Genomic DNA, 16,586 nt, shown 5'->3' with positions numbered 1-16,586 from the left:
AGCCAGGATCAAACTCTCAAATAAAAGTTTATCAGGCTCAGATACTATTGTTATCTAAATATCTGGCTTTATGGTTTGTTTCTTGTTTTATAAATTAACCTACTGTTTAATTTTCAAAGTTCATTTTTCATGTTTGCCCTTTTCTTAAGGACAAGTAATACTATATCACCTTAAAAATAATTCGTCAACAGCTTTTTTATATTTTTTTTAAAAAACTTTATACATTAAACTTTTTTAATTCATCTAAATCAAGTACTATCAACATATTAAGTATACTTTTTCTTTTATTTTTATCTTGATATTTTTTTATAACTTCTTTTCTAATCTCGCCTAACACGTTCAAATATTCCTCATAATCCTCAGTATATTTTTCTTCTAGCTCCTTTTTTATTTTTGAAGACAAAGATGGACTTTTACCCCCTGTAGATACACTTATAAGCAAATCACCTCTTTTTACATATGATGGAACAGTAAAATTTGATATTTCTACATTATCAACAACATTTACTAGTTTTTTATTTTTTCTACAATATAATCCTATTTCTAAATTCAGCTCCCTATTATCTGTAGCAGCAATTATCACAGAGCTACTTTCTATATATTCTTCTTTATAATCGTCTTTTATTATATTTATGTTACCTTCTAAATCATGAAACTTATTTAAAATATGTTTAGAAACTACAGTAACACTCTTATTAAAATCTAAAAAGTTTTTACATTTCCTATATGCAACCTCTCCTCCTCCTATTATGACTACATCTAAGTCATCTAATTTTAAGTTAATAGGATATAGCATTTTTTACCCTCCAAAATTTTTATTAAATACATAAACAAATATAGAAATTGTAAAGTCACTTATATTTTCATTTACTAAGATTATAGATTACTAAACTTGTAGATGAAAATATTTTAAAATAACAAATTACAATTTCTATACTTTTCATAATACTTTATATTTTAATAGCTTATTTTCTTAATAATTTAGCAATATCTTTAGCAAAGTAAGTTATTATTATATCTGCTCCTGCTCTCTTTATAGATGTGATTGCTTCAAGAATTACATCTTCATTTAATAATCCTTCTTTAACAGCTAACTTAAGCATAGAGTATTCTCCACTTACATTATAAGCAGCTAAAGGCAAATCAAAATTATCTTTAACTCTTCTTATAACATCTAAATATGATAATGCAGGTTTAACCATAAGTATATCTGCACCTTCTAATACATCAAGTTCTGTTTCTATCATAGCTTCATTGCTATTTGCAGGGTCCATCTGGTATGTCTTTCTATCTCCAAATGATGGTGCTGAATGAGCTGCTTCTCTAAAAGGTCCATAAAAATTTGAAGCGTATTTGACACTGTAAGCCATTATACCGATATTTTCCAAACCATTTTCATCTAAAGCTTCTCTTATTGCTTGTATTCTTCCATCCATCATGTCAGATGGAGCAACCATATCTGCTCCTGCTTTAGCATGACTTACAGATATCTTAGCTAAATATTCTAATGATTTATCATTATCAACATAACCAGTATCTGTTAAAATTCCACAATGTCCATGACTTGTGTACTGACACATACAGACATCTGTTATTACATTTATATTTGAATCTATTTCCTTTATCTTTCTAATCGCTTTTTGTACTATTCCATTCTCATTAAATGCTTGTGATGCACATTCGTCTTTTTCATCTGGTACACCAAATAACATTATATGTTCAATTCCTAAATCTCTTATTTCTTTTATTTCTTCTTCTAACATGTCTATTGATAAGTGATAAACATCTGGTAAAGATTTAATTTCTTCTTTTACATTCTCCCCTTCTACTACAAATAAAGGATATATTAAATCTTCTACATTTACTTTAGTTTCTCTTACCAAATTTCTTATTGCTTTACTTGCTCTTAGTCTTCTTGGTCTTCTTAACATCTCAATCCTCCAAAATTAATTTTCTATAATTAAATCTACTAATCCATTTATTGTAGATGTTGTAGCCTCTTTATATAAATTTATTCCTAAATTATTTATTGCCTCTGTAGTTATAGGCCCTATAGACAATACTTTTATTTTATCTAAAATTTTAATATTTTCTTTTCCTATAATCTCAATAAGATTATTTACTGTTGATGAACTTGTAAATGTTATATAATCTATCTCATTCGAATTTAAAATATCTAATATTTCATTTCTTTTATCTTCATCTATCACGGTTCTATATGTATGTATTTCTGTTACTTCACAAATTTCCTTAAGCTTATCAACTAAATAGTCTCTAGCATTTTCTGCTCTAGGTATAAGTATCTTATCATTTTCAGTTAAAATTGGTGATAGCTCTTCATATAATGATTCTGCTACAAATTTTTTTGGTACTATATCTGCTGTAATTCCTCTTTTCTTCAATTCACTTGATGTTGCTGAGCCTATTGCACATATCTTTAGGTTAGATAATATTCTTGAATCAAAATTCACTTCATAAATCTTCTCAAAAAATATTTCTACTGCATTTTTACTGGTTAGTATTAGATAGTTATATTCATTTATATTTTTTATTTCATTTTCCAATTTAGTATTATTTTGTATTTTTTCTATCTTAATAGTAGGTATCTCTATTGGATTCCCACCTAAATCCATTATCTTTTCTACTAATACACTATTTTGATTTCTAGACCTAGTCACAGCTATACTTTTTCCAAACAAAGGTTTCCCCTCAAAGAAATTCAGTTTTTCTCTAAGTCCTACAACACTTCCAACTACTATAAGAGTTGGTGGTTTTACTTCTTCTTTGATAGCAACTTCATAGACATTTTCAAGTGTAGATGTAACAACCCTTTGATTATATCTAGTTGCCCAACTTATAAGAGCAACTGGTGTATCTTTGCTCTTTCCCTCTTTCATCAAGTTTTCACTTATTTTCTTCAAGTTAGAAATCCCCATCAAAAACACAAGAGTGCCTTTATTGTTTGCAAGAGCATTCCAATTTAATTCCCCACTATCATCACCTTTCAGATGACCTGTTATTACATGAAATGATGAAGCGTGGTCTCTGTGTGTTATAGGAATACCCGCATAGCATAAACCTCCTATTGCAGAAGTTATCCCTGGAACTACTTCAAACTCTATACCTTCATCCACTAGAGTCTCTGCTTCCTCTCCACCTCTACCAAATACATAAGGGTCTCCACCTTTTAAACGAGTCACAAGTTTTCCTTCTTTAGCTTTTTCTGCTATAACTCTATTTATATCTTCTTGTGGCAAAATATGATTGCTTGATGCCTTTCCTACATATATAAATTCACAATCTGTTTTAGCTTCTCTTAAGTAACTACTATTTGCTAATCTATCATATACTATTACATCCGATTTTCTTATACACTCTAAGCCTTTCAGAGTCATGAGTTTATAATCTCCTGGTCCTGCACCTACTAAGTAAACCTTACCCTTCATAACTTTCATACTCCTTCAATACAAGTTTAGCTAACTTTAAACCTAACTCTCTAGGAGAAGAGATATCCCCTTCTATGGACTTAATTACTATTTTATCTCCTTCTGAATCTCCATATAAACCAGTAAGATGTATTTTATCTTGATTTATTTCACAATAAGCTGCCATTGGAATATGACAACTTCCATTCACACCATCTAAAAATCCTCTTTCAGCTAATATTTGGATTTCTGTATCATTATCTTTTAGTGAGTTCACTATCTCCTCAACATCACTATCATTACTTCTTATCTCTATAGCTAAAGCCCCTTGAGCAGGTGCTGGAATGACAACATCAACAGGTAAATAAGAACTTATTTTATCTTGTAAATTAGCCCTTATTATTCCTGATGCAGCTAATACAATTCCATGTAGATTTTCATCTTTAATTTTTCGTATTCTAGTCTCTACATTTCCCCTAACTTGAACTATGTTTAAATCAGGTCTTTGCTTTAATAATTGAAACTTTCTCCTTTTACTCCCTGTTCCTATTACTGCTCCATGAGGTAAATCATCTAAGCTTTTATATTCATCTCTAAGTATTAACACATCTCTTGGGTCTTCTCTTTTAGGTGTATGAGCAAATTTTAGTCCATCTGCCAAATAAGAAGGCATATCTTTCATACTATGTACTGCTATATCTATCTGTCCATCCAATAATTGTTGCTCTATTTCTTTTACAAATAATCCTTTATCACCTATTTTATCTAATGAAACATTTTGAATTATATCTCCTTTTGTTTTTATAATTTTGATTTCAAAATTAATATAAGGATATTTCTTTTTTAGCTCATTTATTACCCATTCAGTTTGTATAAGTGCTAGATTACTACCCCTAGTTCCAACCACGATATTCATATTAAATCTCCTTTAAATATTACATTCGTCTATTTTATTTTGTTCTCTTTATTTACTAGTATCGTAGAAAAATAAGATATCTTATCTTCAAGATGTGCTTCTCTTAAATCCTTAAATACAGTTTCACTATCTTGAGACGAATTACTAACTAAAATAGCATGTTCTATCAGATTATATTTTTCTAATTTTTTTATTATTTCTTTAAAATTCTTATACACTTTCATTAACACTATAGAATTATAATTTTGTAGAGCATTCTCTATCTTATCATCTTCCATAGTACAAGGAACTACTACTAATGCTTCTCTATCCATAACTAATGGAAAATTTTGATTAGATGCTATATTAGAAAACGAAGAAATTCCTGGTATAGTTTCTACTTCTATCTCATCTACTATTCTGTTCATTATATACACATATGTACTATAAAGCATAGGGTCACCCAATGTTACAAATCCTACATTTTTACCATTATTAACATCTGATATAATTTCCTCTGCTACATTGTCCCAAGCTAGTTCTTTTTCGTTTCCATCAAAACTCATTGGGAAATGTCTAGATTTTATCTCTAGTGATTCTGGTAAATACTCATTAACTATTGATAATGCCAAGCTTTCTCCACCCCTTTTTGACTCCGGAGTGTATAAAACATCTAGTTTTTTTAGAGTATTAACTGCTTTTATTGTAAGTAAAGTGCTATCTCCTGGTCCTGTTCCTATACCATAAAACTTAGCAGTTTCTGCACATTTAAGAGTATGACGAACAAATTTATCTTGTATATAAGGATTTTCTCCTAGCCCTTTTAAATGAATTTTAACATTAAATCCATTATCTTCAAGTATTGTCTTCCAAGAATCCTCTTCATCTCCTGCCATATCATTTATAGCATGGTCACCTGCAACTAGCATAAATGGCATTAAATTTATAGTTTTTATATTGCCTTCTTTTAATCTTCTCATTACATGTTCTATTTCTGGATAACCTTCAACCGTACCAACATAAGCATTTACTCCATTATCTCTAAGCATATATTCTAAGGCTGGATATGCTGAATGAGACTCATGAACTGTTCCATGACCCATAAATACTACTGCTTCATCACTTTCCATATGAGGAATTTGATGTTTAATTGCCTCTACTGATTCTTGATAATCCTCTATGTGAGTAAGTAAAGGTCTACCTAATATAAGTTTTTTAAATTTAGAAGAATAGCTTTCTACTTGTTCTTTTAGCTTATTAAATTCTTCTCCACATATAATATGAAGCGTTTGAATTATTACTTCGTCATACCCTTGCTCATATATTTTATCTAAAGCTTGTATAGGGTTGTCTATTTCTATGCCATCTCTTTTTTTTATTTTGTTTATTATCATATTTGATGTATACGCTCTAAAAAAATCATAGTTTTTTAACGAATTCTTTATTTTATTTTCACACACATCTATTGTCTTTTCTCTTGTTTCATGGTAGCTTGTCCCAAAACTTACTACTAATAAGGCTTTCTTCATATCTTCTCCTCCTAAAAATCACACAATTATGTCTTTAATTTTATTTATGTCATTAATTACATTTTCGTAGTTAATCGATTCTCGTTTAATAATTACTACTGGTATATTGAGATTTTTACATGCATTTACTTTTTCTAAAAAACCTCCTGCTACCCCACTTTCTTTTGTTATAACTAAATCTACATCATAATGTTTATATGTTTCCTCGTTTATACACTGGCTAAACGGACCTTTCATTGCTACTATATTGTCTGCATTTAAACCTAATTTTTCACAACTTAAGATAACTTCACTTGCCGGAAGAACTCTAACCACTAAATTTTTATTACTTATTCCTTCTACAAATCTGTTTAAGTTTTTACTTCCTGTTCCTATAAATATATTTTTTCCTATTTTATTTGCAATTTTACAAGCTTCTTCAATTGTATCTACTATAAACTTATTGTCATAATTTATTTCTTCTATTAACGATTTTCTTTCAAATCTTATATACTCTATGTTTGATAACTTTGCACAAGTAATAGCATTTTTAGATACTTCAACTGCATAAGGATGAGTAGCATCTATTATTCTAGCTATATGATTATCCTTTATAAACCTTAGCATTTCTTCTTTTCCAAGCTTACCTAAAACTATATTATTTGTATGTTTTTGTGCAAGTTCTTTTCCATATTCTGTAGTTACTGAAAGTACATAGGACTGATTTTCCAATTCATTTATCATATCACATATAGCTAAACTATCTGAAGTTCCTCCTAGAATCAAAATCATACTGTATAACCTCTTGGAGTTATCATCAGTTCACCATCAATATAAGTAGATTTATTTCCGATTATAACCATAGTAGTCATATCAACTTTTTCAAAATCCATATTCTCAAAAGTACATATAAACTTAGTTTCTTTTTCTCTACCTACATCTTTGACCACTCCAACAGGTGTATTTCCATCTTTAAACTCTCCCATTATTTTAAATGCTTTACTTAGATGTTCACTTCTTCCCTTACTTCTTGGATTATACAGACATATTACAAAATCAGCTTCTGCAGCTAACTTTAATCTTTTTTCAATTACTTCCCATGGAGTCATTAAATCACTTAAACTTATATGACAGAAATCATGCATAATAGGTGCTCCAAGTATAGCTGCTGCACCAATACTAGCAGTAACACCTGGAATTACTTTAACTCTTATGTCTTCACTTTCCTTAGATATTAATTCTAAAATAAGTCCTGCCATTCCGTATATACCAGCATCTCCACTACTTATAACTGCTACTTTTTTCCCTTTTTTCGCTTCCTCTACTGCTTGTTTACATCTATCAACTTCTTGTCTCATACCATTTTGAATTATTTCTTTATCACTTATAAATTCTTCTATTAAATTTATATAAGTCTTATACCCAACAATAGCCTCAGAGTCCTCTATCGCTTTTATCGCCTCTAAAGTCATAGTATCTTTATTTCCTGGTCCAATTCCTACAACATATATCATATTTTTATTCTCCCTACCGAAAAAGTTATTCCTTTATATTTGTGTTTTTCAACTATTAAGTTTCCCTTACTTAAAAGATATGCTACAGGTTCTGCTACTGAATATACACCTACATTTTTTTTCACAAAATCGGATTTATCAAACATATCATCAACTTTGGATATTTCATCTATTGAAAATGTCTTAAATGGCGCTTTTAGCTTTTTTGCTAAATCAATGATTGCCTTTTCATCTTTTTTTAGGTCTATACTTCCAATGATTTTTACAGCTTTAATATCTATATTTTGTACCTCAAAAAATTCTAGTAAAGAATCAAACATCAACTTACTATCTGTGTATCTTCTACACCCAATCCCTATAACTATATCTTTTGGAATCACTTTTATTATTTTTTCTCTGTAATAATTATGTGTAAAGTTATTATCCACATCTAAACTTTCTATATCTTTAGTAAAATTTATCTTGTTGCTTACTATAACTATCTTTTCTATATCTTTATTTAAAAAACTATCTTTTAATCCTTTACTACTTTTTATAAGCTTAAATCCTCTAGTGTCAACTTGATAGCCTTCCTCAACATACAAACCAACACATTTACCATTTACTAACATAGAATTTACTTCTTTTACATTTTCTCTAAAGTTATCAATATAAGCATTTAATTTTTTTGCTATCATATCTAAAGAAGCTTTTTGGTTTACATCAGTAGCTGTTGTTATTACTGGATTCGCATTGATAAGACTACTTATATAATGCGTTAAACTATTTGCTCCTCCAATATGTCCACTCAATAAACTTATTACATTTTGTCCTTTCTCATCTATCACTAAAATTGCAGGGTCACTAAACTTGCTTATTATATATGGTGCTATACTTCGTACAACTATCCCTGTCGCCATTATAAATATTATATACTCAAATTTATTAAATACCTCTCCTACAAAATCACTTAGTTTTTTTTGTATTATTTGTACAGAATCTTCCTGACTAATATCTAAAGTACCTTTTTTATTTTTTATTTGATATACAACACAATTGTCCACTAAAGATTCTATCTTTCTAGCTAAATTTTTTCCGTTTTCAGTAATACAAATTATAGCGATATTACCCTCTATACTCATGTTTAAAATCCTTATCATATAACTTTGAGTTATTATATTCTTCTCCTAAAAATCTACCTACCATTATTAAAGCAGTTTTATTTATGTTATTTTCTTTAACTTTTACAGCTATATCATTTAAAGTTCCTTTAACTATTTTTTCATCTGCCCATGTAGCTTTATATATAACTGCTATAGGTGTGTCCTTTGGATAACCGCCTTCTAATAATTTAGATACAACCTTCTCAATCTCTTGAACTGATAAAAATATTACCATAGATGTCTGATGCTTAGCATAAGATTGTATTGATTCCTTTTCAGGAACTGGAGTCCTTCCTTCCATTCTCGTTATAATAACACTTTGAGAAATTTCAGGAACTGTATATTCCACTCCTAGAGATGAAGCTGCCCCTAAAAAAGAACTCACTCCTGGTGTACAATCATAGTCTATATTCAATTTATTTAAATCTTCCACTTGTTCTCTAATTGAACCATATATAGAAAAATCTCCTGTTTGTAATCTCACAACAGACTTGTTATTTTCTATACCATCTCTCATAACATCTATTATTTCTTGTAAATCCATATGTGCACTATTATGTATTTGACAATCTTCTTTACAATATTCTAAAAGTTCAGGATTGACAAGTGAGCCAGCATATATTACTACATCTGCATTACTTAATAGTTTATACCCTTTCAAAGTTATTAGCTCTTTGTCTCCAGGTCCTGCTCCTACAAAATGTACTTTATTCATCATCATCTTCCCCTTTTTCACAAGATATTATATATATAGGATTTAGTGGTTTAAAATATTCACCTTTTCCCAGTTTCTCTAGTTTAGAAACATTTAAAACACATACATCTATTTCTTTAAACCCATATTTTCTAAGTAACTTTAGAGTTTGGTTAAATGTTTCTATGATTATAAAATTAGCTACAAGTCTTCCTCCTGTAATTAAAGTTTTTTTAGACCATGCTATTATTTCTTCTAAGTTATTTCCAGTACCCCCAAGAAAAATAGAATCAACTTTATTATTTAAGCTTATCTTTATCGGTGCATAGCCTTTTATTACTTCTACATTTTTCAAATTAAACTTTTTAATATTTTTTTCTATAAGTTCTACAGCAGCATCATTTTTCTCTATAGATATAACCTCTAGGTTGGGATAGTTATATGCAGCTTCAATGCTTACACTTCCTGTACCAGCACCTATATCTATAAAACTCTCAGCATTTACTAAATCTAGTTTGCTTATTGATATTGCTCTAACTTCTTCTTTAGTAATTGGAACCTTACCTGTTATAAATTCACTATTCCTCATCTAAAATCACCACAACATTCATTCCGAAATTGTCCATTCTTATTATTTCATCTGGCTTTGCTATTGTTATTTTTTCATTGTCATATGATAAATTCTCACCTACAACAATAATTTTATTTAAATTCCTATCTATTATTTCTTTACTTATTTGCTTTGGTCCTATCTTAGAATCTGTAACCATACATACTTTTTTATGTGATAGTATATAATCGAAATCTGGTATTTTACCATGGCTACTGGTAATATATAAATCATTCATATCAACATATATCCTTGAAAATATATATTGTAAAGAACTAATTCCAGAAACCATATTTAACATCTTATTATCAATATTTTTAGATAAATACTTACCTATACCATATATCAGTGGGTCACCTGAAGCTATTATTGATATTTGCTTTTCACTATTGTTATTTATATACTCTACAATTTCTCTTAAATTAGAATCTAATATTATTTTTTCTCCTTCAAAGTTTTTTACAGATTCTAAATTCCTTCTGCCACCAATTAATACATCTGAAGTAGAAATTAAATTTTCACCTTTTTTTGTTATATAGTCTAAGTTACCAGGCCCTAAACCTATTATATTTATCATATAAAAACCTCCAATAAATCATCTGTATTATCTGATTTTCCTAACAAAGACTTATCCATTGAAAAAATTATTACTTCTACATCAATATCATCTACATCTTCATTTAAATATTGCTTTACTCTATCTCTACATTTATTACTCAATATATTATAAACCTGTTTATATTCGCTATTATTTATCAACTCTACAGCTTCTTCAGCAGTTAAACACTGATTTATTTTATGTAAAAATTCATGTGTAGCTCCCATTAAAGCTAGATTTGCCACTAATATCTCACTTCTAGCATCTGCTACTTTACTATGAGTATTAAAAATCCCAGCTGATACTTTTATAAATTTACCTATATGCCCAGCCATCAATATTTTTTTATATCCTATTCTTTGAGCCTCTTTAATCATATAACCAATAAAATTACTGGTTCTTACTACATACTTAATATCTAAGTTCAGTTTCTCTCTTATAAATTGTTCTCCATGATTTCCTGGAACTAATATTATCTTGTCTAAACCTTGTTCTTTTTTCATTTGGAGTTCTATAGATAAAGATTTTTTCCAGCCCTCATCGCTCATTGGCTCAACTATCCCAGTTGTTCCTATTATAGATATTCCTCCAACTATTCCTAACCTTGGATTAAATGTTTTTTTTGCTATTTTTTCTCCTTGTGGAGCAAAGATTGTTATTTTTAAAACTTTATCATGCCCAAGCATAGATTCAAAATCACTTTCTATAAGCTTTATTATTTCTTGATTTATCATTCTTAATGGAGTTGGATTTATGGCAGGTTTACCAACACCTACACTTAATCCTTTTTTAGTTACTACTCCAATACCAGTTCCACCATAGACCCTAATAAATTTATAGAGTTCACTTTGACATTCTTCACTAATATTTATGTTATCAATATTTTCTAAGGTAAGATAACTATTGCTATCATCAGTTTTAGATATAATTTCAGCTCTTGCATAGATATCCATAGTATGTGTTGCATCTATATCATCTCCACCATCTTTTTTTACAGAACATTCCACAAAATCATCAGAAATGTTTATATTATCAATATTTAATGATAGTGGTATTCCCTTAGGAGTATCTATGTTTATTGTATCAATTTTATTTTTTGTAATCATCATATACACAGCAGCCTTAGATGCACCTGTAGCACAAGAACCTGTAGTATATCCTCTTCGATACTTTTTCCCATCTATATATACATATTCTTCCATATAGATACCTACATGGCATATAAGATAGCATTCACTATTGCTGCTGCTAAATTACTACCACCTTTTCTACCCTTAGAAATTATATATGGTATATCTGTCTTTTCAACTTCATCTTTTGACTCCTGTGCTCCTACAAAACCTACAGGAACTCCTATAACTGCATCTACATCCAATTTCCCTTCTGATTTCATTTCCATAACTTTATATAAAGCTGTTGGTGCATTCCCAAGTACAAATATCTTTCTTCCTTCTTCTTTTGATGCAATTTCTACAGCTGCCATAGAGCGGGTAATACCTTTTTCTTTAGCTACTTTTGCAGTTTCATCATCTGCTACTAAACATTTATATTTGCATCCCAATGCTTCCAACTTCTTCTTATTTATTCCACTCAGAGCCATATTTGTATCTGTATAAATACTTGCATTATTTTTTAGCGCATCTATTATACTATCAACTGCCTTTTCTGATATTTTTAATATATCCAAGTAATCAAAATCAGCAGTAGTATGTATAGCTCTTTTTATTATTTTTTCTTCAATCTCATTTTTAAATTTATAATCTGGTCTGATTTCATCTATTATTCCTTGTATTAATTCAAAACTTCTTTCTTCTATTTTCATAGGATTCTTTATGTATTCCATTCTACTTCCTCCTTAATTCCACCATCTATTATATCCAAGGTATAGATTTTATTATAAACAGAATTTATATTAGACTCACATAATACATCTATTAATTTCTTATCATTCATAAGCTTATCAATTAAAATCCCTATTACTGTACCACTATGGGCAATATTTACTCCATAGGCTCCATATAGCTTAGATATTTTTATTATTTCATTTAAGTATTCTTTTTTTTCTATATTTTCGTTTGCTAAACTACTTAATGTACAAGCCTCTCCAACTAAGGATAAATCATCTTTCTTCAGACCTTCTTCTAAAAGAGTAAATGACTTTTTTATAATTTCCTTATTTTCGATTTTTAGCTTACTATAATCTTTCCTCATTCTAATTTTCATCGTATCTAATACTTTATTAGGTTCAAGAATTATAACTTTTGCATTAGTTATATTTCCCAAGTATTTTATAACAGTACCATTTAATGGATTAAATATACTATTTTTATTTATAAATATAGAGTCTGTTGGTTCTATTTCTGCTGCCAATTTCGATATTTCTTCACTATTTAAATCTTTATCTATTAACGATAATGTTGCTTTTATAGTAGCCCCTATATCAGCTGTCGAACTTGCCATTCCTTTTCCAACAGGTATTTTGCTGTTTATATTTAAAGAAATGTTTTTGGTATCTTTTTTAGGCAAATTAAATTTTTCAAATACCTTTTCTATAGCTATTCTTGATTTATGTCTACCTAAATTTATATCTTTTAATTTCTCTTCAATACATACCTTAGAGTACATATTTATAGCATATGAACATAGATATTCTTCATCATCTATTATCCCTTGAACAAACTCTCCACATGATGCTGGGCATATTCCATAAGATTTCATTTTAATCACCTAATAAATTTTTTATATTTTCTATAAGAATTTTATTATCTTCATGAGATTTTATAGCTATCCTTATAAAACTGTCGTCCAATCCTATAAAGTTAGATGCATCTCTAACCAATATATTTCCGTGCTTAAACAAATCTTTTTTTAACTCATCAGCTGCCTTTTTATAAACTTTTATTAGGATAAAATTAGCATCTGTATCATAAGCTTTTATATTTCTTATGTTTTTTAACTCTTGTAACATGTATTTTCTTTCTTTTATGTAGTACTCTTTACTATTTCTAATATAATCTTTATCTTCAAAAACAAAATTGGATAGCATATCAGCAAAAGAATTTATAGTCCATGGTTCTTTATGCTCATAAATTTTATCCATAATGTTGTTATTACTTGTAAGGCCATACCCTAATCTTAAACCAGGCATTCCAAAAAATTTAGTCACAGCTTTAATTATAAATATATTTTTATTTGACTCTATATATTTAACTAAACTATATTCATTTTCATTTTCAACAAATTCCATAAAAGTTTCATCGATTATTAGCATCTTATTGTTTTCATTTAATAAACAAACAAGTTCCTTTAAATCTTGAACATTCCCACTAGGATTATTTGGATTACATATAAATAAACAATCAAATTTTTCAATGTTATTTTTTACTATATCTATATCAAGTTTAAAATTATTATTTGAATCTAATTCTAAATCTATAATATCTATATTATTTAGTTTGGCACTTCTTCTATACTCTGAAAAAGTGGGGTTTATTATAGCCAATCTTTTTTTAATACTCTTCATAAGCAAATAAATTATCTCTGTTGCTCCATTTCCAGGTATTATAAAGTTTGAATTTATATTTATATATTTTGATATATTTTTTCTCAAGTTTGTATAATTTATATCTGGATAATTCCTACATTCATCTAACCCTCTTAAAATATATTTTTCTAAATTTGGTAAAACTTTTGGATTTATATTTGAACTAAAGTCTATTATTTCTTTTGGGTCTTTCCCATACAATTTTGCCATTTCGTCTACATTAGCACCATGCCCCAAATCCTTCATCTACATCCCCCTTAAATCAATACACAATTAATTTATATAATTAAAATCATCCTACATACCACAGATACCAGCGTAAATACTAATATAGAGGTCAATGAAGAAGCATACATAATTTTATTTGTTTTAATTATATCTTCTATATCTATCTCTCTAATTTTATCTCCTATCGTTGGCTTATCTACTTTTTTCCCAAAATAAACATTGGTTCCTCCTAGTTGAATTCCTAAGGCTCCTGATACTGCACCTTCTGAAAAAGCACAATTTGGACTTTTATGATTTTTTCTATCTCTAATAGAAATTTTAAAACAATTCTTATAGTTATAACCAAGAAAAAAGCTCCCTACTGTCATAAGAATAACAGATATTCTTGCTGGTATATAATTAGCTATATCATCAATTTTAGCAGAAGCAAAACCAATATCTTTGTATTTTTCATTCTTATATCCGACAGTTGAATCAAGAGTGTTTATGGCTTTATATGCCATAGCAAGTGGTGCTCCCCCAATAAATGCATAAAGCATAGGTGCAATTATACCATCTACAGTATTTTCTGCCACAGTTTCCACAGTTGCTCTTATTATTTCAGGTTCACTTAAATTAGTTGTATCTCTACCCACTATATAAGATAATTGAATTCTAGATTTCTCTATGTCTCCAGTCTTTAATACATCATAAATTTTTACAGCTTCATCTTTTAAACACTTTGTTGCTAATGTCGTATAAATTATAAACCCATTTACTACAGTGCTTAATAATACATTAAAACTACATAGCTTCACTATAACATAAGTTGCTAAGTAAGTTATTCCAACAGTTACAAACCATAATATAAAGCCACCAATTTTTAACTGTTTTTCATTTTTAGAGGCCTTCCTTATTATCCCTTGGATAAGATTTATAAGTTTTCCAATAAACCTTACTGGATGAGGGAAAGAATATGGGTCTCCTACAATTAAATCTGTTATATACCCTATATAAATAGATAAAATATTCATTTACTCATTTCCCTTTTCCAAAAAATTTTCTATGCAATTTAAGTTATTATAAAAATGTGTATGAAGGTATGTTGCCAGTGTATTTCCTTTGCTATAACCTCCATCCCATTCTTCTATTAAATTTCCTTCTCTTTCTTTTTTCATTGAATATGCACATTTCTCATCACTTTCAAATATTGAATGATGAAACTCATGCCCTTTAATAATTTCACCTGTTTTAGATAAAATTGTATTTTCTTTAGCTATACCAAGGCAATATCCAAACCTCTTTAGAGAAGGTGTCATCTTACTAGTTCCATTAAATATGCCAACCATATTAAATTCTTGTTCCTCTTGATTAAGTAACTTCTCACCTAAGTACATTAATCCACCACATTCTGCATAAATAGGAATATTATTATTATGTGCTTCTAGTATAGAGGCTCTCATTGATTCATTTGCTTCTAGTTCTTTCCCAAATATCTCTGGAAAACCGCCTCCAATATAAATATAGTCTGAATTTGGCACTGATGTATCTTCAAGAGGACTAAAATAGTTTACTTCTAATCCAAGCTCTTCTAAAAGTTCTATGTTTTCCCTATAATAAAAATTGAAGGCTTTATCATATGCTATGGCTATTGATTTATCCTTAACATGCTCTTTTATCTTATTATTTTCTATTAGATTTTGAAAATCAAAACTACTCTCAAATTCATCACTTTCTGAGATTTCGATTATTCTATCAATATTTATGTAGTTTTCAATCTCATCAGCTAAAGTATAAAACTTTTCTCTTAAAGATTTCATCTCAACACTAGGAACTAGACCTAGATGTCTGGATTCTAATGAAAATTTATTATTTGGAGGAAAGTATCCCAACACTTCGATATTACAATATTTCTCTATAGAACTCTTAATTATTTGATAATGGCTCTTAGTTTTTACATTATTTACTATAACACCTTTTATATCCACAGCTTTATCTAGTTCCTTATATCCTAGTACCATAGCAGCACTAGATGCAGCCATAGATTTTCCATTTATAACTAGTATAACTGGGGCTTTTAATACCTTAGAAGTATGTGAACTTGTGCAATTATCTAAATCTATCCCAAAACCATCATATAATCCCATAACTCCTTCTACTACTGAAATATCTGCATCCTTTGAAGATTTATTTACTATATGCTTTATCTTTTCATCATCTAACATATAAGAATCCAAATTCCTAGAATGTCTTCCAGTTATAAATGTGTGATATGAAGGGTCTATATAGTCTGGCCCTACTTTATACGGCTGTACTTTCATATTTCTCTTAACTAAAGCCTGCATTATGCCTAATGATATTGTAGTCTTCCCAACTCCACTGCTAGTACCTGCAATCAGAATCTTTTTCATAATACACCTCCTACCTAAAGTATAAATATAAAGTCATT

General features: G+C 28.8%; 17 protein-coding genes. All 17 read right to left on the bottom strand.

Annotation, left to right across the window (positions count from 1 at the left end):
- Positions 1-217: 217 nt before the first annotated feature.
- On the bottom strand, positions 218-796 hold the full coding sequence (locus IC214_RS01485) for a bifunctional precorrin-2 dehydrogenase/sirohydrochlorin ferrochelatase (RefSeq protein ID WP_227436126.1): 579 nt from the start codon (positions 794-796) through the stop codon (positions 218-220).
- Positions 797-965: 169 nt separating this feature from the next.
- Positions 966-1,931, bottom strand: coding sequence for a porphobilinogen synthase (gene hemB, locus IC214_RS01480; RefSeq protein WP_227436135.1), 966 nt, complete (start codon positions 1,929-1,931; stop codon positions 966-968).
- Positions 1,932-1,946: 15 nt separating this feature from the next.
- Entirely contained in the window at positions 1,947-3,446 is a 1,500-nt protein-coding gene (gene cobA / locus IC214_RS01475; RefSeq protein ID WP_227483574.1) for a uroporphyrinogen-III C-methyltransferase, read from the bottom strand.
- The gene (gene hemC, locus IC214_RS01470) at positions 3,436-4,341 is read right to left on the bottom strand and encodes a hydroxymethylbilane synthase (protein ID WP_227835025.1); all 906 of its coding nucleotides are present in this window, start codon (positions 4,339-4,341) and stop codon (positions 3,436-3,438) included. The genes cobA and hemC overlap by 11 nt, the downstream gene beginning before the upstream one ends.
- A 29-nt stretch (positions 4,342-4,370) precedes the next feature.
- The gene (locus IC214_RS01465; protein ID WP_227836410.1) at positions 4,371-5,849 is read right to left on the bottom strand and encodes a cobalt-factor II C(20)-methyltransferase; all 1,479 of its coding nucleotides are present in this window, start codon (positions 5,847-5,849) and stop codon (positions 4,371-4,373) included.
- A gap of 18 nt (positions 5,850-5,867) precedes the next feature.
- Positions 5,868-6,620: a precorrin-6A reductase gene (gene cobK / locus IC214_RS01460; RefSeq protein ID WP_227836409.1), complete on the bottom strand. Its 753-nt coding sequence runs from the start codon at positions 6,618-6,620 to the stop codon at positions 5,868-5,870.
- On the bottom strand, positions 6,617-7,342 hold the full coding sequence (cobJ, locus tag IC214_RS01455; RefSeq protein WP_227436145.1) for a precorrin-3B C(17)-methyltransferase: 726 nt from the start codon (positions 7,340-7,342) through the stop codon (positions 6,617-6,619). The genes cobK and cobJ overlap by 4 nt, the downstream gene beginning before the upstream one ends.
- Positions 7,339-8,463, bottom strand: coding sequence for a cobalt-precorrin 5A hydrolase (gene cbiG, locus IC214_RS01450; protein WP_227436147.1), 1,125 nt, complete (start codon positions 8,461-8,463; stop codon positions 7,339-7,341). The genes cobJ and cbiG overlap by 4 nt, the downstream gene beginning before the upstream one ends.
- The gene (locus IC214_RS01445; RefSeq protein WP_227436149.1) at positions 8,447-9,199 is read right to left on the bottom strand and encodes a cobalt-precorrin-4 methyltransferase; all 753 of its coding nucleotides are present in this window, start codon (positions 9,197-9,199) and stop codon (positions 8,447-8,449) included. Before IC214_RS01445 ends, cbiG begins: the two co-directional genes overlap by 17 nt.
- Complete coding sequence (locus tag IC214_RS01440; protein WP_227436152.1) at positions 9,192-9,767, bottom strand: decarboxylating cobalt-precorrin-6B (C(15))-methyltransferase; 576 nt, start codon at positions 9,765-9,767, stop codon at positions 9,192-9,194. Before IC214_RS01440 ends, IC214_RS01445 begins: the two co-directional genes overlap by 8 nt.
- Positions 9,757-10,365, bottom strand: coding sequence for a cobalt-precorrin-7 (C(5))-methyltransferase (locus IC214_RS01435; protein ID WP_227483580.1), 609 nt, complete (start codon positions 10,363-10,365; stop codon positions 9,757-9,759). The genes IC214_RS01440 and IC214_RS01435 overlap by 11 nt, the downstream gene beginning before the upstream one ends.
- The gene (cbiD, locus tag IC214_RS01430; RefSeq protein WP_227866149.1) at positions 10,362-11,588 is read right to left on the bottom strand and encodes a cobalt-precorrin-5B (C(1))-methyltransferase CbiD; all 1,227 of its coding nucleotides are present in this window, start codon (positions 11,586-11,588) and stop codon (positions 10,362-10,364) included. Before cbiD ends, IC214_RS01435 begins: the two co-directional genes overlap by 4 nt.
- An 8-nt stretch (positions 11,589-11,596) precedes the next feature.
- Positions 11,597-12,229 carry a cobalt-precorrin-8 methylmutase gene (locus IC214_RS01425; RefSeq protein WP_227483582.1) on the bottom strand — a complete coding sequence of 211 codons (633 nt, stop codon included), beginning with the start codon at positions 12,227-12,229 and terminating at the stop codon, positions 11,597-11,599.
- The gene (locus IC214_RS01420; RefSeq protein WP_227866148.1) at positions 12,217-13,104 is read right to left on the bottom strand and encodes a cobalamin biosynthesis protein; all 888 of its coding nucleotides are present in this window, start codon (positions 13,102-13,104) and stop codon (positions 12,217-12,219) included. The genes IC214_RS01425 and IC214_RS01420 overlap by 13 nt, the downstream gene beginning before the upstream one ends.
- Position 13,105: 1 nt before the next feature.
- The gene (locus IC214_RS01415; RefSeq protein WP_227866147.1) at positions 13,106-14,176 is read right to left on the bottom strand and encodes an aminotransferase class I/II-fold pyridoxal phosphate-dependent enzyme; all 1,071 of its coding nucleotides are present in this window, start codon (positions 14,174-14,176) and stop codon (positions 13,106-13,108) included.
- Positions 14,177-14,208: 32 nt separating this feature from the next.
- Complete coding sequence (cbiB, locus tag IC214_RS01410; protein ID WP_227825291.1) at positions 14,209-15,171, bottom strand: adenosylcobinamide-phosphate synthase CbiB; 963 nt, start codon at positions 15,169-15,171, stop codon at positions 14,209-14,211.
- The gene (locus IC214_RS01405; protein WP_227436165.1) at positions 15,172-16,548 is read right to left on the bottom strand and encodes a cobyrinate a,c-diamide synthase; all 1,377 of its coding nucleotides are present in this window, start codon (positions 16,546-16,548) and stop codon (positions 15,172-15,174) included.
- Between the last annotated feature and the right edge of the window lie 38 nt (positions 16,549-16,586).

This window comes from Clostridioides sp. ES-S-0190-01, from assembly GCF_020658275.1.
Taxonomy (GTDB): domain Bacteria; phylum Bacillota; class Clostridia; order Peptostreptococcales; family Peptostreptococcaceae; genus Clostridioides.
The sequence above is the reverse complement of the archived record's forward strand: the minus strand, read 5'-3'. Positions and strand labels throughout refer to the sequence as shown.